At 70.1% G+C, this 16961-nt stretch carries 15 protein-coding genes; 6 read left to right on the top strand and 9 right to left on the bottom strand.

The annotated features are described in order from the left end of the window. Nucleotides 1–40: 40 nt before the first annotated feature. Nucleotides 41–1159, top strand: coding sequence for an exo-beta-N-acetylmuramidase NamZ domain-containing protein (locus ACIBI5_RS42770; RefSeq protein ID WP_397255775.1), 1119 nt, complete (start codon nucleotides 41–43; stop codon nucleotides 1157–1159). On the opposite strand, the gene ACIBI5_RS42765 is transcribed toward ACIBI5_RS42770, so the two are convergent. The 9 genes from ACIBI5_RS42765 to ACIBI5_RS42725 all read right to left on the bottom strand — a co-directional run bounded on the left by ACIBI5_RS42765 (nucleotide 1138) and on the right by ACIBI5_RS42725 (nucleotide 11242). Continuing rightward, nucleotides 1138–2001 (bottom strand): GNAT family N-acetyltransferase, encoded by an 864-nt coding sequence (locus tag ACIBI5_RS42765; RefSeq protein WP_397255773.1) that lies wholly within the window; start codon nucleotides 1999–2001, stop codon nucleotides 1138–1140. The two genes, ACIBI5_RS42770 and ACIBI5_RS42765, sit on opposite strands and share 22 nt — an antisense overlap. A gap of 5 nt (nucleotides 2002–2006) precedes the next feature. Beyond that, nucleotides 2007–3017, bottom strand: coding sequence for an ABC transporter ATP-binding protein (locus ACIBI5_RS42760; RefSeq protein WP_397255772.1), 1011 nt, complete (start codon nucleotides 3015–3017; stop codon nucleotides 2007–2009). After that, a complete protein-coding gene (locus ACIBI5_RS42755) occupies nucleotides 3014–4024 on the bottom strand; it encodes an ABC transporter ATP-binding protein (protein WP_397255770.1) in 1011 nt (336 codons plus the stop codon). Before ACIBI5_RS42755 ends, ACIBI5_RS42760 begins: the two co-directional genes overlap by 4 nt. Before the next feature lie 2 nt (nucleotides 4025–4026). Next, nucleotides 4027–4926: an ABC transporter permease gene (locus ACIBI5_RS42750; RefSeq protein WP_397255768.1), complete on the bottom strand. Its 900-nt coding sequence runs from the start codon at nucleotides 4924–4926 to the stop codon at nucleotides 4027–4029. After that, on the bottom strand, nucleotides 4923–5930 hold the full coding sequence (locus ACIBI5_RS42745; protein WP_397255766.1) for an ABC transporter permease: 1008 nt from the start codon (nucleotides 5928–5930) through the stop codon (nucleotides 4923–4925). The genes ACIBI5_RS42750 and ACIBI5_RS42745 overlap by 4 nt, the downstream gene beginning before the upstream one ends. A gap of 7 nt (nucleotides 5931–5937) precedes the next feature. Continuing rightward, nucleotides 5938–7725: an ABC transporter substrate-binding protein gene (locus ACIBI5_RS42740; RefSeq protein ID WP_397255764.1), complete on the bottom strand. Its 1788-nt coding sequence runs from the start codon at nucleotides 7723–7725 to the stop codon at nucleotides 5938–5940. A gap of 179 nt (nucleotides 7726–7904) precedes the next feature. Further along, nucleotides 7905–8891, bottom strand: coding sequence for a zinc-dependent alcohol dehydrogenase family protein (locus tag ACIBI5_RS42735; RefSeq protein ID WP_397255762.1), 987 nt, complete (start codon nucleotides 8889–8891; stop codon nucleotides 7905–7907). Then, nucleotides 8867–9649 (bottom strand): aminotransferase class IV, encoded by a 783-nt coding sequence (locus ACIBI5_RS42730; protein WP_397255760.1) that lies wholly within the window; start codon nucleotides 9647–9649, stop codon nucleotides 8867–8869. The genes ACIBI5_RS42735 and ACIBI5_RS42730 overlap by 25 nt, the downstream gene beginning before the upstream one ends. A 396-nt stretch (nucleotides 9650–10045) precedes the next feature. Next, entirely contained in the window at nucleotides 10046–11242 is a 1197-nt protein-coding gene (locus ACIBI5_RS42725; RefSeq protein WP_397255759.1) for a M20 family metallopeptidase, read from the bottom strand. A gap of 61 nt (nucleotides 11243–11303) precedes the next feature. On the opposite strand from ACIBI5_RS42725, the gene ACIBI5_RS42720 reads away from it, so the two are divergent. From ACIBI5_RS42720 to ACIBI5_RS42700, 5 genes are all read left to right on the top strand, one after another. Beyond that, nucleotides 11304–12083, top strand: a complete 780-nt coding sequence (locus ACIBI5_RS42720; RefSeq protein WP_397096688.1) for an HAD-IIA family hydrolase — start codon at nucleotides 11304–11306, stop codon at nucleotides 12081–12083. A gap of 15 nt (nucleotides 12084–12098) precedes the next feature. Then, nucleotides 12099–12746, top strand: coding sequence for a hypothetical protein (locus ACIBI5_RS42715; protein WP_397255757.1), 648 nt, complete (start codon nucleotides 12099–12101; stop codon nucleotides 12744–12746). An 85-nt stretch (nucleotides 12747–12831) separates the two neighbouring features. Further along, a complete protein-coding gene (locus ACIBI5_RS42710) occupies nucleotides 12832–13761 on the top strand; it encodes an acyl-ACP desaturase (protein ID WP_379619738.1) in 930 nt (309 codons plus the stop codon). A gap of 8 nt (nucleotides 13762–13769) precedes the next feature. After that, nucleotides 13770–15731 carry an ABC1 kinase family protein gene (locus tag ACIBI5_RS42705; RefSeq protein ID WP_397255755.1) on the top strand — a complete coding sequence of 654 codons (1962 nt, stop codon included), beginning with the start codon at nucleotides 13770–13772 and terminating at the stop codon, nucleotides 15729–15731. Between the two features lie 102 nt (nucleotides 15732–15833). Continuing rightward, on the top strand, nucleotides 15834–16871 hold the full coding sequence (locus ACIBI5_RS42700; RefSeq protein WP_397255753.1) for a S66 peptidase family protein: 1038 nt from the start codon (nucleotides 15834–15836) through the stop codon (nucleotides 16869–16871). Nucleotides 16872–16961: the final 90 nt, after the last annotated feature.

The following is a 16961-nucleotide window of genomic DNA, read 5'->3' as shown; positions in this document are numbered from 1 at the left end:
TCTACTTCTCTCTTGTAAATAACTTTCAGACAATGGGTTCATGCAACACGTAAGAACCGGAGCCGAACGGCTGGCCAACGACCCCTCGCTCGTCCCCGGCGAGCGGATCGGCCTCATCACCAACCCGACGGGCGTCCTGCCCGACCTGACCCCTGCCCTGGAGGCGCTGCTGGCGGCCGGAGTGCCGGTCACCGCGCTGTTCGGGCCCGAGCACGGCATGCGCGGCACCGCCCAGGCGGGCTTCAGCGAGAAGGACGCGCTCGACCCCAGGACCGGACTGCCCGTCTACGACACCCACCAGATCTCCGGTGACGAGCTGGACGCCGTCGTGGCCGCCTCGGGGGTGGACACGCTGGTCTTCGACATCGCCGACGTCGGAACCCGCTTCTACACCTACATCTGGACGATGTACGACCTGCTGACCTCCGCCGCCCGGCTGGGCGTGCGCTTCGCCGTCCTCGACCGGCCCAACCCCCTCGGCGGGACCGTCGTCGAGGGCCCCCTGCTCGACCCCGCCTTCGCCAGCTTCGTCGGCCGCTTCCCGCTGCCGATCCGCCACGGCAGGACCGCGGGGGAACTGGCCCTGATGTTCGACCCCGACGTGCTGGTCGTCGAGATGGACGGCTGGACGCGCGCGATGTCCTACGCCGAGACCGGGCTGCCCTGGGTGATGCCGTCGGTCAACATGCCGACCGTCGACACCGCCCTGGTCTACCCCGGGACCGGGCTGTTCGAGGGCACCAACTTCTCCGAGGGCCGCGGGACCACCCGGCCCTTCGAGCTGGTCGGCGCGCCGTACGCGGACGAGCGCTACGCCCGCGAGCTCAACGCCCTCGGCCTGCCCGGCGTGCGCTTCCGCGAGGTGTCCTTCACCCCCACCTTCCAGAAGCACGCCGGCAGCACCGTCTGCGGCGTCCAGCTGCACGTGCACGACCGGCGGGCCTTCCGCCCCGTGCTCACCGGCCTGTCGATGCTCCACCTGGCGCGCACCCTCTACCCCGGCGACTTCGCCTGGTGGGGCCCCAACCTGTTCATGGAGCACCTGTGGGGGTCCGACACGCTCACGCGCTGCCTGGACGACGGCGGCGACCCCCGCGAGCTGTGTCCCGACCCTAGCCTCCCCGATGGCCACCTGCTCTACCCCAGCTCGCGGCGGTAGAGCCAGAAGACGCGTTCGGCTCGCGCGCCCACGGCGCGCGAGTAGAACCGCAGTGGTCCCACCCACCCGATCTGCGCGCAGGCCTGCCCCTCGTCACGCTGGCAGGCCAGCGCGCGGCGCAGCAGCACCCGGCCCACGCCCAGCCCCTGCGCCGCCGGAGCGGTGCCCATCGGGCCGAACCAGCCCGGCCGCCCGCCCCACGCCGCGAACGCCAGGATCTCCCCGTCGCGCTCGGCGTAGACGACGCCGGCGGCCGTCTCGGCCTCCCAGGCCCAGCTGTCGTTCCAGTTGCGGCGGGCGAACTCCACGATCGGCTCGCGGTCGTCGCCGCCGGTGCTCACGCCGACCCGCACACCCCGCGCGGCCAGCAGAGCCAGGTCCTTCTCCACGGACAGGTCCGTGCCGAGGTCGGCGGTCATGTTCCACGCCACGTGGTAGCGCTCGTAGCCCAGCCGCTCGGCCAGCGCCGCCGCGGGCGTGTAGCGCACGTCGATGCCCGGCCAGGCGTAGCACGGCGGGTTGCCGGCGAAGCGCGCCTGCGCCGCGCCCCGCGCGCGCAGCCACTCCTCGGCCGCGCCCACCAGCTCCCGGCCGCGCCCCTTGCCCTGCTCATCCGGATGTACGGCCAGCAGATCGATGTGCCCGAGCGCGGCGTCACGCGTCGACATGGAGGCGAAGACCACCCCGCCACCCTCGACGATCGCCGTCCAGCGCCGGTCGGCCGGCGGCCGCGCCAGCCGCCTGACCAGCGCCGCCCCCTCCGCGGAGTCGTACGTCAGCGCCGCCCGCGCGATCCGCCCCGCCTCCTCCAGGTCGGGCTCGGTCCCGCGCGTTCCCCCCACGGGCCTCACACCCCGCTCATCGGCCGGGCGATCACGTCGCGGCGCTCGGGATAGAAGCAGGCGTGCTCCTGCGGCGCCCCCTCGGTCACCTGGAGCACCGGCCGCTCGGTCTCGCAGCGGTCCTGGCGGAACGGGCACCGGCTGGCGAACAGGCACCCCTGCGCCTCCTGGCTGCCGTCCAGCGCCTCCACCGGCACGACCGGCTGGGCGCCCGGCTCCTCCAGGCCGTGCAGCACCGGGATGGCCGACAGCAGCGACTGCGTGTACGGGTGCACCGGGTCGGCGATCACGGTGTCCACCGGCCCGCGCTCGACGACCTGGCCGCGGTAGATGACGTACATCTCCCCGTCGTCGCCGATGTAGCGCGAGGTCGCCACGTCGTGGGTGATGAACAGCACGCTGACGCCCAGCCGTTCGCGCAGGTCCTTCAGCAGCGCCAGGATGCCCAGCCGCAGCGACACGTCGATCATGGAGACGGCCTCGTCGGCGACCAGCACCTCCGGGTCCACCGTCAGCGCGCGGGCGATGACCACGCGCTGGCGCATGCCGCCGGACAGCTGGTGCGGGTAGCGCGACAGCACGCTGCCCGGGTCCAGGCCCACCAGCGACAGGACCTCCGCCGCCCGCTCGTCGATCCACTTCTCGTCGCGGCCCGTCTGCTTGGCGCGCAGCTTGAGCGGCGCGTAGAGCGTCTGGTGGATGGTCCGCGTCGGGTTCAGCGCCGAGTACGGGTCCTGGTGGATCATCTGGATGCGCCGGAAGTACGGCTGGCGCTGCTTCGGCTTCAACGACGACATCTCGGTGCCGTTGATGCCGATCTCACCGCCGTCGTAGGTCTCCAGCCCGGCGATGATCCGGCCCAGCGTCGTCTTGCCGCAGCCCGACTCGCCGATGAACGAGACCGCGCCGCCCTTGGGGATCTCGAAGTCCACCCCGCGCAGCGCCTGGACCTCCCGGCCGGCGAGCACACTGCCCCGCTGCTTGAAGGTCTTGGTGATGCCTTTCCCCGTGATCACGCGAGCTCGCCTTCCCTGGATGGCACCTTGACGGCGCTGTCGACGGCGTGACAGGCCACGATCCGCTCGCCGTACGCCTGGGCCGCCGGGTCGACGGTGTCGCAGACGTCCATGCGCAGCGGGCAGCGCTCGCGGAACACGCACCCTTCCTTCGGCACGGTGGCCAGGGTGGGCGGGCGACCGGGCAGCGCCTGGGCCTCGTTGATGTCGCCCACCAGGCGGGGGATGGCCCTGATCAGGCCCCTGGTGTACGGATGTTGCGGGTCGGCCAGGACCTCGCGGGTGGGGCCCTGCTCGACCAGGCGGCCGCCGTACATGACCGCCAGCCGGTCGGCCACCTCGGCCACGACGCCGATGTCGTGGGTGATGACCAGCGTGGTGAGGCCGCGTTCCGCGTGCACCTCGCGCACGATCTTCAGGATGTTCGACTGGGTGATCATGTCGAGCGCGGTCGTGGGCTCGTCGAGCACCACGAGGTGCGCGTTGAGCACCAGCGCCAGCATGATGCCGACGCGCTGGCGCATGCCGCCCGACAGCTCGTGCTGGTGGGAGTCCAGCACCCGCGCGCCGTCCAGGCCCATCCGGCCCAGCAGCTCCCTGGCCTCCCTGACCAGGGCGCGCAGGTCCTCCACGCCGTGGGAACGGCCGAGGTCGAGCAGTTGCTTGCCGACGGTCTTGAGCGGGTTCAGCGAGTTCTGCGCGGCCTGGAAGACGTAGCCGATGTGCCGGCCGCGGGCCTTGCGCAGCTGCTCGCCCCGGAACTCGGCGACGTCGCCGAGCCCGTCGATCTCCACGCTGCCGTGCTGGATGCGGCCGGGCGGCTGGACCGCGTTGAGCAGCGACAGCGCCATCGTGGACTTGCCCGAACCGGACTCGCCCACGATGCCGGTGATGGTGCCCGGCTTCAGCTCCAGACTGACATCGCGCACGGCGGGCAGTTCGCCCGCCGGGGTCTTGTAGACGACCGTCAGGCCGTCGATGCGCACTCCCGGCGCCTGTTTTGCCACCTCTACTCCTCGCGCAGCCGGGGGTTGAAGATCTCGTCCATGGCGTCGACCACGAGCACGATGCCGAGCGTGAGCAGCAGGATCGCCAGCAGCGGGGCCAGCAGATACCCGAGCGCGTACGGCTGGATCATCGCGCCGGCCTGGAAGACCGCCAGGTTGAGCATGACGCCCCAGTTGTCCGACTCATAGGGCAGGACGCCGAGGAAGAACAGGCCGACCTGCGCGTAGACGGCGCCGGTGACCGCGATGAGCATGTTCATGGCGATGTAGGGCGCCATGCTCGGCAGCAGTTCCTTGCCGACGATGTGCGTCGTGGAAAGGCCGAGCCCGCGCGCCGCCTCGATGAAGCCGCGCTCGCGCAGCGACAGCGTCTGCGCCCGTACGGCCCGCGCCACCCCGCCCCAGCCCAGCAGCCCGAGCACCAGTCCCATCTGGAACGGGTTGCCGAACTTCCACACCGTGGCCAGCACCAGCAGCAGCGGCAGGCCGGGGATGGTGAGCTTCATGTCGGTGACCCGCATGAGCACGGTGTCCCAGCGGCCCCGCTTGAAGCCGGAGAACAGGCCGAGACCGGTGCCGACGACGACCGTGATGACCGCGGTCACCGCCGCGCTGAGCAGGACGTAGCGCGAGCCCTTGACGACCAGCGCGACCACGTCGCGGCCCTGCGGATCGGTGCCGAACCAGTGCTCCCAGCTCGGCGGCTGGGTGATGGCGTTGGCGTTGTCGGGCAGGATGTCCGGGTAGAACATCGGCCCGAAGACGCCCATGAACGCGAAGCCCAGGATGATGACGACGCCGACCATGCGGCTGGGCTTGCGCTTCATGACCCGCCACACGCCGTGCCAGAAGTTGCGGCGCATGGTGGCGCTCGTGCTCGTGCTCTCCAGGATGACGCTCATGAGGCCTCCTCTCCGCCGCGCACCCGCGGGTCGATCACGGTGTAGAACAGGTCGGCCACGATGTTGGCCACGATGACCGAGGCGGTGATCAGCAGGAACGCGCCGCCCATGAGCGGGTAGTCGCGCAGGGTGATGCTGTCGATGAGCAGCAGTCCCAGACCCGGGTAGTTGAAGATCTTCTCGATGAAGACGGCGCCGCCGAGCAGCAGGCCGAGCGAGAGCGCCAGGATCGTGAACAGCGGCAGGATCGCGTTGCGGGCGATGTAGCGGAAGACGATCGAGCGCTTCATCCCGCGCAGTTCGGCGGCCAGGATGAAGTCGTCGCCGAGCACCGTCACCACGCTCGACTTCATCGCCAGGATCCAGCCGCCGTAGGCCGACAGGGCGTAGGTGGCGACGGGAAGCACGGCGTGCTGGGCCAGCGAGCCGAGGTAGCCGCTGTTCCAGCCGGGCTCGAACAGGATGTCCACCGGGCTGTCGGGCGGCAGGAGCGGGATCAGCGTCGCGAAGATGACGACCAGCAGCATCGCCAGGATGTACTGCGGGATGCCGTGCAGCAGCGAGCCGGAGATGGCCAGCGCGTCGCCGAGCTTGCCGGTGCGCTTGATCGCCGCGTAGACGCCGAAGACGACGCCGACGAGGAAGCTGAGCAGGGTGCCGATCAGCACCGGAAGAACGGTCCATTTCGCCGCCTCGGCGAGCACGTCGGTGACCGGTTGCCCGGGCCGGGTGATCGAGATGCCGAGGTCGAAGCGGAACAGCCCGCCCATGTAGGCGAGGTACTGGTCCCACATCGAGCCCGAGGGCAGGAAGCCGTACATCACCTTCGTGGCCTGCATCGCCGCCTCGGGCGACATGCCGCCTTCGAGCAGCTTCTCGTAGCGGGCCGCCACCGGGTCGCCCGGGATGTTGTTGACGATGAAAAAGCTGATCGTCGCGACCACGAGGATCATGACGATCCCGCGGGCCAGGTGGCCCGCGAGACGCCGCGCGATAACCGTCATGGGTGCCTTACTGCTTCTTCTTGACCAGACCCTGCTGGATCCAGACACCCGAGGGAAGGACGCCGGTTCCGAGGCGCAAGATCTCGTCGTCGTGGGGCCAGCCGGTGAAGCGGCTGTTGTTGACGAACTGGTTGTTGATGTAGTCCCAGAGCTGGATGACCGGCAGGTCCTGGTTGGCCGCCTGCGCCAGCTGGCTCATGATCGGCTTGGCCTCGTCGGGGCCGACCGAGTTCAGCTTGGCGGTGAGCTCACCGGGGTTGATCTTGCCGCCCTCGACCTCGATCTGCTCGGGGCCGCCCATCCAGTTGCCGCTCTTGCCGGCGGCCGAGTGCTTGATCTTGCCGCCGACGTTGGCCCAGCCGTTCGAGGCGCCGTAGAGGCGCTGGAAGATGTCGTACGGCGCGGGGCCGAGCGCCATCAGCCAGAAGCCGACGTCGTACTTGCCCGCGGCGAGCTCTTCCAGGTAGACCGGGTAGTCAGCCGTGGTCACGACCTCGGCTTCGATGCCGGCCTTGGTGAGCTGGCTCTTGATGTTCTCCTGCGCCGACAGCCAGTCGGAGAACCCGGCCGGCGCGTGCATGGAGACCTTCCACGGCGAGCCGTCGGCCAGCGTCCACTTGCCGTCCTTCTTGGTCAGGCCGGCGGTCTTGAACTCCTCCTCGGCCTTGGCCAGGTCCGTCTTGTACTGCTCCAGCTTGGGCAGCGTCTCGGGGATCCAGGCGGCGGCCGCCTTCTGGTGGATGCCGCTGGTGGTGGCGGCGGGGGTGCCGCCCTCGGGCGAGGCGACCTTGGTGACCTGCTCGCGGTCGATCAGGTAGGCCAGGCCCCTGCGCACGTGCACGTTGTCGTAGGGCTTCTTGCTCTGGTTGAAGGCCATGCTCACGGCGACGGGGGAGTACCCCTTGATGACCTCGCTGCCCGGAGCGGCCTTGATGCGGTTCATCACGTCGGTCGGAGCGGCGACGAACCCGGAGTGGTCGAGCTTGCCCTGGGTCAGGTAGTTCCAGATCTGCTCGTTGCCGGTGAAGTTGAGGATCTTCACCTGGTCCGGCGCGACGTTGGCGACGTTGAAGAAGTTCTTGTTCTTGACCAGCAGCGCCTCGCCGGGGTTGGCCCGCTCCAGCACGAACGGGCCGCCGGCGACGTCCTTCTGCGGTGCGAAGGCGATCACCTGCTGGCCCAGCTTGGTGATGTCCTCGCGGGCCTTCTCGGCCTCGGCGCCGTCACCGCGCGCGGTCTTGATCGTGTCCCAGATGGTGGCGGGGACCGCGGCGCTCCAGATGTGGGCGGGCAGGACCGTGGTGTCCAGCACGCCGCGGGCGAACTTGGGGCTGGGGTTGGAGAGATCCTGTGTGATCTTGACGGTCTTGTCGTCCACCACGGTGACGTCGGCCGCGGCGCCCGCGGCGCCCGGGGTGACGGCGAAGGCCGTGCTGCCCTGCGTGTAGGCGAGGGCGATGGAGAGCTTGACGTCCTCCGCGGTCACCGGCTTGCCGTCCGACCACTTGGCGTTCGGCTGCAGCTTCAAAGTGATCGAGGAGTTGTCCGGCGCGATCTCCCAACTGGCCGCCATGCCCGGCAGCGCCTTGTTGGGGTCGGTCAGGTGGTTGACGACCCAGCCGATCTTCATCGTGGTGTACCCCGGGAAGGCGTTGCCCTTCGGGTTGTACGGGTTCGGCGGCGCGCTCGCGTCGATGCCCGGCCTGTTCACGTCGATCGTGGTGAAGAGCCCGCCACCACCGCCCGAGCCGGACTTGTTGGTGGTGCCGCTGCCGCCGCCGCTACACGCTGTCACGCCGGCCGCAAGGCCCAGCAACGCCACTGCCGCTGCTAGTCGCTTCATTTACCGCTCCGGAGATAGTTCTGGGGTTGTCCGGACCTTATGGGCAGGTGGAGGAGGCGTCAATAATCTCCAGAGGTTGTGAGGTTAATGTAACTTTCCTTCATGGACCCCTTGTGTGGCGCTTGGCGCCATCACCCGATGATAAGGACCGCTGCGCCGTTGACCTGGCCGTTTGCCAGATCCATGAGCGCCAGGGGGGCGTCGTCGAAGCTGTAGGCGGTCGTTTTCACGCTCGGCGGGTGCTGACCGGCCAGGCGCAGGTAGGAGCGTCCGTCCTGCCGCGTGTTGGCGGTCACGCTGCGTAGCACGCGCTCCTGGAAGAGGTGGCGGTCGTAGTTCAGCGCCGGGATGCCGGTCAGGTGGATGCCCGCCACGGCCAGTGTGCCGCCGCGGTCGAGCGCCTCCAGGGCGGGCGGCACGAGGTCGCCGACCGGGGCGAACAGGATCGCCGCGTCCAGCGGCTCCGGCGGCTCGTGCCCGCCGGCCGAGGCCGCGCCCAGTTCCAGGGCGAGCCGCCTGGCCGCGGGCGACCTCGTGACGACGTGGACCGTGTGGCCCAGCGCGATCGCCGCCTGGGCGGTGAGGTGCGCGGAGGCGCCGAAACCGTAGACGCCCAGCCTGCCGCCGGACCCCGGCAGGCCCGCCTTCATCAGGGCGCGGTAGCCGATGATGCCCGCGCACAGCAGCGGCGCCAGCCGTTCGGCCGGGACGTCGCCGGGCAGCGGGTAGACGTAGTCGGCCCTGGCCACCACGTACTCGGCGTACCCGCCGTGCGCGTCCCAGCCGGTGTAGGCCGAGTCCGGGCAGAGGTTCTCATCCCCGCGCAGGCAGTACCGGCACCGGCCGCACGTGCTGCGCAGCCAGGCCACGCCCACCCGGTCGCCGCCGCGCACCCGGCCCACCACCTGATGGCCGGGCGTGACCCGCGGACGGCGCGGCGGCAGGTCGCCCTCGGCCAGATGCAGGTCCGTACGGCAGAGCGCGCACGCCTCCACCTTGACCAGCACCTCACCCGGCCCCGGCACCGGGACCCGGCGTTCCTCCATGACGAGCGGCCGCCCGGGGGTGTCCACCACCCAGGCGCGCATCATCCCTACAGGCGGGGTATCGGATCCCATGGCGTGTCCTCATAGACGGTGAGGATGGGGGAGAGGTCCTGCGGCTCGGCGGACAGGACCAGATCGTCCACCTGGCCGACGGGGCTGACGCCCCAGGAGTTCGTGAGGAAGACCGCGGCGAAACCGGCCAGGTCGGCGGGCTTCAGCGTGCGGACGGTCTGCGGGATGCCGGCCAGGGGCAGCCGCCGTCGCAAGAGCCGCAACGTGATGCCCTCCAGCATCGCCGCCTGCGGCCACACGACACGCGAGCCGTCGAAGCAGCCCAGGTTCGTGATCGTGCCCTCGGAGATCGTCCCGTCGTCGGCGACGAGCAGCGCGTCGTCGAAGCCCTCCGCGGCGGCCCGTCGGCCCAGGTGGATGGAGGGGAACCCGCCGCCGTGCTTGATGTGCGGCAGGAAGCGCTGGTACGCCACCGTCATCAGCCGCTGGGGCGCGGACGGCGCGTCGACCGGGGCCCCGGTCGTGACGATGACGTGCAGGCGGCCGGTCAGCACCACGTTCACCCGGACCGAGGCGTCGTGCAGGTCGCCGCCGAGCGCGGCGGCGATCGACTCGACGACCAGGTCACGGTCGACGGGCAGCCCGTAGAGCTCTTCGGTGGCCTGGTCGAGCCGGTCGAGATGCAGGTCGAGACCACGAACCGCGTGGTTCCTGACCTGCATGGCGGTGAAGTGCCCGCCTCGGGCGGCGATCCCGAGACCCATGTCGGCGCCGGTCGCGGGCCTGCCGTCGACCACCGCACGCTCCTGAGCGATCACCCCTCCACCCTATGACCGCGTCAAGAACCCACCCCACCCAGGAGCCACCAAACCGCCCGGCAGGAGAGCCTGAACCGGCTAAGGCGCGCCCCAGCCGGCCAAGCGGCGACCCGACCGGCCCAAAGGCCCTGGCCGGCCACGTACTGCCCCGACCGGTAAAGAACAGCCCCAGCCGGTCAAGCGGCGGCTTGGCCAGCCAAAGGGGCCGTAGCCGGTCACATGGCGTCGTGGTCGGTCAAGGGGCGACCTTGCCGGTCACATGGCGTCTTGGTCGGTCAAGGGGGGCCGTGACGGCGGGTGCTCCGTCCGACGTGAGAAGCGACCCCCACGATCGACGCCCGCCCAATGCGGCGGGTGGCGTGGGGGCGGCTTCGCCGTAATGTACAGGAAGGGTTGTCAGAGAGAGGCGAGGCGAGAATGGGCGAGGGCGGCGTAGAGGGCGGCGCCGTCGGGCAGGACGGCGTCGTCGAAGGCGGCCTCGGGTGAGTGGTTGTACGGCGCGCTGGCCGGATCACGGTCGGCCGGGCAGGCCCCCAGGAAGATGAAGGCGCCGGGCACCTGCTCCAGCACGTACGAGAAGTCCTCCGAGCCCATCACCGGCTGCGGCGTGACGAAGAACCGGCCCGGCCCGAACAACTCCTCGACCGTCTGCCCCGCGAACTCCGCCTCCGAGGCGTTGTTGACCGTCACCGGGTAGCCCATCCCGAACCCGGCCTCCACGGCCATGCCGTTCGCCGCGGCGATGCCCTCGACCACCTCGATCACGCGCCGCTTGACCAGCGCCCGGTTCTCCTTGCTGAAGGTCCGGATGGTGGCCTGGAAGTGCGCGTCGTCCGGGATGACGTTGTCGACCGTGCCCGCGTGGAAGCTGCCCACCGTGATGACGACCGGGTCGAAGACGTCGAACTGCCGCGTCACCAGCGTCTGCAGCGCGGTCACCATCTCGCACGCGGCCGGGATCGGGTCGAGCGCGCGGTGCGGCGAGGAGCCGTGCCCGCCCTTGCCCTTCACCGTGACCAGGAACGTGTCGGCCGCCGCCATGAGCGGCCCCGGGCGGCTGGCGAACAGCGCCGGCGGCAGCATCGCCGACACGACGTGCATGCCGTAGGCGGCCGCGACCCGCCGGCCGGGCGCGTCGAGCACACCCTCGTCGATCATGTACTTGGCGCCCTCGTAGCCCTCCTCGCCGGGCTGGAACATGAACACCACGTCCCCGGCCAGCTCCGTGCGCCGCGCGGCCAGCAGATGGGCGGCCCCGGCGAGCATCGCGGTGTGCAGGTCGTGGCCGCAGGCGTGCATCTGGCCGTCGTTCTGCGAGATGTAGGGCAGGTCGTTGCGCTCGGCGACGGGCAGCGCGTCCATGTCGCCGCGCAGCAGTACGGCGGGGCCGGGCCGCCCCCCGCGCAGCACGGCGGTGACGGAGCTCAGCGACGAACCGGTCGTGATCTCCAGGGGCAGGCCGTCGAGCGCGGCCAGGACCTTCTCCTGCGTACGTGGCAGGGTGAGGCCGATCTCGGGCGTGGTGTGCAGCGAGTGGCGGAGCCGGACGAGCTCGTCCCGCATGTCCTGGGCGGATTCCGTGAACGACGACATGCCGTCATTCTTCACATCCCTGTTGCCATGTTGACAAGCGGGGCTCGCTACGATTGTCCTCGTGACTGAGCGTAAGCGCATCGACTCCTGGTTGTCCGACATGGATGGCGTTCTCGTGCACGAGGGGCTGCCGGTGCCGGGGGCCGATGAGTTCATCAAGCGGCTGGCGGAATCCGGCAAGCCCTTCCGGGTGCTCACGAACAACTCGATCTACACCCCGCGCGACCTCTCCGTACGGCTGCGCGCCGCCGGCCTCGACGTGCCGCCCGAGTCGATCTGGACCTCGGCCCTGGCCACGGCCCAATTCCTTCAGGACCAGCGCCCCGGCGGCTCCGCGTACGTCGTCGGCGAGGCGGGGCTGACCACCGCGCTGCACGAGGCCGGTTACGTCCTGACCGACCTCGACCCCGACTACGTGGTGCTCGGCGAGACCCGCACCTACAGCTTCACCCAGATCACCCGCGCCATCCGCCTCATCGAGGCCGGCGCCCGCTTCATCGCCACCAACCCCGATCCGGTCGGTCCCACGAACGAGGGTTCGCTGCCGGCCACCGGCGCGGTCGCCGCGCTGATCACCAAGGCGACCGGCGTCGAGCCGTACTTCGTGGGCAAGCCCAATCCGGGCATGATGCGCAGCGCGCTCAACGCGATCGAGGGTCACAGCGAGAACACCGCGATGATCGGCGACCGGATGGACACCGACATCGTCGCCGGCATGGAGGCGGGCCTCTTCACGATCCTCGTCCTGACCGGCGTGATCCAGCGCGACCAGGTGGACCGCTATCCGTACCGGCCGTCGCTGGTCGTGGAGTCGGTCGCCGATCTCATCGACCTAATCTGACGCTCCCTGTCAGGTATGACCGCGAGGCTGGACGACATGACCCGCATCTACCTGGAAAGCGGCCTGAAGAGGGTTTTCGCCTGCTCGCTGGAGTGGCCCGGCTGGTGCCGTATCGGCAGGTCGGAGGAGCAGGCGATCGAGAACCTCATGCACTACGCGCCCCGCTACGCCGTCGTGGCCGGAGAGGCCGCGCTCGCCTTCGAGCCGGGCGAGCCCGAGGTCGTCGAGCGGCTCAAGGGCGGCGCGACCACCGACTTCGGGGCGCCGGAGAAGGAGCCGGAGGCCGACCGCGCGGCGGTCGGAGCAGACGCGGCCACCCGTGACGTCGCGCTCATGCGCGCGGCCTGGCGGTTGTTCGACGAGACGGCGGCGATCTCGCCGGAGGAACTGCGCAAGGGGCCGCGCGGCGGGGGCCGCGACCGGACGAAGATGGTCGATCACGTCACCGAGGCCGAGCGCAACTACGCCCGCCAGTCCGGTGTGCGCCACCCGCCCTACAAGTCGGCGGCCGACCGCGACGCGATGCGCGACGAACTCGCCGCCGTGCTGTCCCGGCCGTGGCCGGGCAGCTGGGAGCACAGGTGGACGCCGCGTTACGTCGTGCGCCGCGTCACGTGGCACGTCCTCGACCATCTGTGGGAAATGGAGGACCGCTCGGCCTGATCCTTGTGGGTTTCGCACACAAAAGGCGGTTTTGCCCATCGGGTAGCCTAACCTACGGTGCCGTAACTTCAAGGAGACGATCTTTATGGCGATGACTCAGACGGAACTGCTGCACGCGCTGGAGCCCGTGGTCGCGGGCGAGCTCGACCGCCATCTCAAGGTGGCCAAAGAGTGGTTCCCGCACGAGTACGTTCCTTGGAGTCAGGGCCGCGACTTCGACGGCATCTACCAGGGCGAGGCCTGGCAGGACAGCGATTCCAAGATCCCCGAGTCGGCTCGGGTGTCGCTGATCGTGAACCTCCTCACCGAGGACAACCTCCCCAGCTACCACCACGAGATCGCCACCACGTTCGGCCGCGACGGCGCGTGGGGCACCTGGGTGCACCGCTGGACCGCCGAGGAGGACAAGCACGGCACCGCGATCCGCGACTACCTCACGGTCACCCGCGCCGTCGACCCGGTGGCGCTGGAGCGGGCCCGGATGATCCACATGGAGCAGGGCTTCCAGACCGAGTACGGCACCATGCTCCAGCAGCTGGCCTACGTCTCCTTCCAGGAGCTGGCCACCCGCATCTCCCACCGCAACACCGGCAGGGCCACCGGCGACGAGGGCTGCGAACGGCTGCTGGCCAGGATCGCCGCCGACGAGAACCTGCACATGCTCTTCTATCGCAACCTGCTCAAGGCCGCCTTCGAGCTGGACCCCAACCAGACCATGCGCGCCGTCACCGACGTGGTCACCACCTTCCAGATGCCCGGCTCCGGCATCCAGGGCTTCGCCCGCAAGGCGATGATCATCGCGAACGAGGGCATCTACGACCTGCGCCTGCACCTGGACGACGTGCTCATGCCGGTGCTGCGCCAGTGGGCCGTCTTCGACCAGACCGGGCTGGACGCCGAGGGTGAGAAGGCCCGCGAGGAGCTGGCCGGGTTCCTGGAGAAGACCGAGGTCACGGCCGCACGGTTCGTCGCCCGCAGGGAAGAGCGCAGGGCCAGGGCCGCCAACATGGGATGATCTCCCCCATGGACGTCCAGACCTCCTTTTTCTTCTCGTTCGCCGTCCTGGTCATGGTCTTGATCGTGGCCAGGCTGGCGCAGCGACTGCTGGGCGTCCATCTCGGCGGGTTCCGGGTGTTCCTGGCCGCGGCGATCGGCTTCGGGTTGTCGGGGCCGATCTTCGCGCCGATCATCGGTGGGTTCCAGAACCTTCAGCCGGGGGAGGACCCGGGCTTCGGCGCCGTCTGGGTCATGATCATGCTCGGCATGCTGGCCGTGCTGATCCCGATGGTGATCCTGGTGATGGCCGAGGCGCTGGTGCCGCCCGGCTCCATCCCCGGCCCCATCGAGGTGGTCAAGGGACTGCGCGGCCGGATCTCCCGGGGCCGCCGCTACTCCCAGATCACCCGCATCGCGATCAGGCACGGCCTCGGCCCCTACCTGCGCGGACGGGGCGAGAGCCTGCACGACCGCTCCGGCAAGGTACGGCTGGCCCGTTCGCTGCGCGAGGCCCTCGACGACGGCGGCGTCACCTTCGTCAAACTCGGCCAGGTGCTCTCCACCAGGCGCGACCTGCTTCCGCCCGAGTTCGTCGACGAGCTCGGGCGGCTGCAGGACCAGGTGGCGCCGCTGCCGTGGGAACGCGTCGAGCCGGTGCTCGCCGCCGAGCTCGGCGGGCCGGTCGACCAGGTGTTCGCCGCCTTCGACCGGGTCCCGCTCGCCGCCGCCTCCATCGCCCAGGCCTACACCGCCCGCCTGCACACGGGCGAGGAGGTCGTGGTCAAGGTTCAGCGGCCCGGCATCGGCACCGTCGTGGCCAAGGACCTCGACATCGTGCGCAGGCTGGCCGTCACCCTGGAGTCCCGCACGAAGTGGGGCCGTTCTCTAGGCATGCGCGACCTGGCCGAGGGGTTCGCGGTCGCGATCCGCGAGGAGCTCGACTTCCGCATCGAGGCGGCCAACATGGCCGCGGTCGCCGCCACCCCGAGCGACCAGGTCACCTACCCGGTGCCGTACCCGCGCATGTGCACCGACCGGGTGCTCGTCATGCAGCGGCTGAACGGCAAGCCGCTGGCGGGCGTACCGGGGGAGAGCGCGCGGCTGGCCCGTGACCTGCTCGACACGCTGCTGCGCCAGATCCTGCTGGAGGGCGTCTTCCACGCCGACCCGCACCCCGGCAACATCATGGTCCTGGACGACGGCAGCCTCGGCCTGCTCGACTTCGGCTCGGTCGGCCGCCTGGACGCCTCCGTCCGCGCCGCCCTGCAACGCTTCCTGATGGCGCTCAACCGGCAGGACCCGCTCGGCGTGACCGACGCCCTGCTGGAGGTCGTCCCGCGCCCCGAGGACATCGACGAGGCCGGGCTGGAGCGCGCGCTCGGCCAGTTCATGGCCCGCCACCTCGGGCCCGGCATGGATAGCGCCGCCATGTTCACCGACCTGTTCAGGATCGTCTCCGAGTACGGGCTGTCGATCCCGCCGGAGGTCGCCGCCGTCTTCCGCGCGCTGGCCACACTCGAAGGCACGCTGGTACGGCTGGCGCCCGGCTTCAACCTCATCACCGAGGCCCGCGCCTTCGCCGGCCGCTACCTCGCCGAGCAGTTGTCCGGCACCACCCTGAAGGAGGCCGTGGTCCAGGAGGCGGCGGCGCTGCTGCCGATGGTGCGCCGCCTGCCGCGCCGGATCGAGCGCATCGCCAGCGCGGCCGAGCACGGGCGGTTCTCGGTCAACGTCCGGTTGTTCGCCGACGAGCGTGACCGGCGCTATCTCACCGGGCTGCTGCACCAGATCCTGCTGACCGTGCTGGGGGCCACCGCGGGGATCATGGCGGTGTTCCTGCTGGGGACCGAGGGCGGGCCGGTGTCGGTGGCGGCCCTGAACCTCGGCCTGTTCGATCTGCTGGGCTACAACCTGCTGGTCATCGCGGCGATCCTGGTGCTGCGGGTGCTCGTGCTGATCTTCAGGCGCAAGGAGGACGTTCCGTCGTGACGGGACGCTCCGTCGTGACGGGACGTCGCGCTGGGGCACCGTCGTGATCGGTTGCCGGGTGGACGGCTCGGTGGTGATCGGGTGTCGAGAGGAAGGCCGAAGATGATGATTTATCCGCCCAAACCGCAGGCGGGGGACAAGGTGGCCGTGCTCTCGCCCTCGGCCGGGTTGCCGGGGATCCTGCCACTGCCGTTCGAGGCGGGGGTGCGGGTGCTGCGTGAGGAGTTCGGGCTGGTGCCGGTGGAGTTCCCGGCCACGCGGGTCATGGGGGCGAGCGCGCGCGATCGGGCCGCCGACGTCAACGCCGCCTTCGCCGACCCGTCGATCAAGGCCATCATCGCCAGCATCGGCGGCGACGACCAGATCACGGTCACGCCGTACCTCGACGACGCGGTCATCCGGGCCAGCCCCAAGCCGTTCTTCGGCTACAGCGACAACACCAACCTGCTGCTCCACCTGTGGAACCTCGGCATCGTCGCCTACCACGGCGGGTCGGTCATGTGCCAGTTCGGACGGTGCGGCGGCATGCACCCGGCCAGCGCCGAGTCGCTGCGCGCCGCCCTGTTCACCTCCGGCCCCTACAAGCTGCCGGAGTCCTTCGAGTTCAGCGACCTGGACAAGCCGTGGGACGACCCGGCCTCCTTCGACGCGCCACCGCCGGCGCGCCCGTGCGACGGCTGGCGCTGGCACCGCCCGGACCGGGTCGTCGAGGGCGCCACCTGGGGCGGGAACCTGGAGATCCTGTCCTGGCTCCTGATGGCGGATCGCGGCATCCGGGACGCGTCGGCGTACGAGGGCATGGTTCTGATCGTCGAGACCAGCGAGGAACTGCCCTCCTCCGACGAGGTCTTCCGCATCCTCCGCAACATGGGCGAACGCGGACTTCTCGCGAAATTTCCGGCCATCTTGATCGGCCGCGCCAAGGCCTGGTCCTTCAGCCGCCCCCTGACTCCGGAAGAGCAGGTCACCTACGCCGGCGACCAGCGGGAGGCGGTCCTGAAGGTCCTGGCCCGCTACGCCCCGGACACGATGGCGGTCTTCGACGTCGACTTCGGCCACACCGACCCCCAGGTGGTCATCCCGTACGGCGGCCAGATCCGCGTGGACGGCCCCGCCCGCGCCATCACCGTCACCTACTGACAGAGATGATGTAGGTGAGCACCTCCCGCCGAGGTCTGACCCACCGACTGACTGACTTCGGGTCTTCAACGGGATCTGTCGGCTTCGGCC

Source organism: Nonomuraea sp. NPDC050540 (assembly GCF_044457485.1).
Classification (GTDB): domain Bacteria; phylum Actinomycetota; class Actinomycetes; order Streptosporangiales; family Streptosporangiaceae; genus Nonomuraea.
Note: the sequence above shows the minus strand (reverse complement) of the source record. Positions and strands in the feature narration are given on the sequence as shown.

Bases quoted from the DNA above. Each gene is read 5' to 3' on its own strand.
- ACIBI5_RS42745 (WP_397255766.1), bottom strand. From the start codon at position 5,930: ATGACGGTTATCGCGCGGCGTCTCGCGGGCCACCTGGCCCGCGGGATC.
- ACIBI5_RS42700 (WP_397255753.1), top strand. From the start codon at position 15,834: ATGATGATTTATCCGCCCAAACCGCAGGCGGGGGACAAGGTGGCCGTG.
- ACIBI5_RS42710 (WP_379619738.1), top strand. From the start codon at position 12,832: ATGGCGATGACTCAGACGGAACTGCTGCACGCGCTGGAGCCCGTGGTC.
- ACIBI5_RS42705 (WP_397255755.1), top strand. From the start codon at position 13,770: ATGGACGTCCAGACCTCCTTTTTCTTCTCGTTCGCCGTCCTGGTCATG.
- ACIBI5_RS42750 (WP_397255768.1), bottom strand. From the start codon at position 4,926: ATGAGCGTCATCCTGGAGAGCACGAGCACGAGCGCCACCATGCGCCGC.
- ACIBI5_RS42725 (WP_397255759.1), bottom strand. From the start codon at position 11,242: ATGTCGTCGTTCACGGAATCCGCCCAGGACATGCGGGACGAGCTCGTC.
- ACIBI5_RS42770 (WP_397255775.1), top strand. From the start codon at position 41: ATGCAACACGTAAGAACCGGAGCCGAACGGCTGGCCAACGACCCCTCG.
- ACIBI5_RS42715 (WP_397255757.1), top strand. From the start codon at position 12,099: ATGACCGCGAGGCTGGACGACATGACCCGCATCTACCTGGAAAGCGGC.
- ACIBI5_RS42735 (WP_397255762.1), bottom strand. From the start codon at position 8,891: ATGGGATCCGATACCCCGCCTGTAGGGATGATGCGCGCCTGGGTGGTG.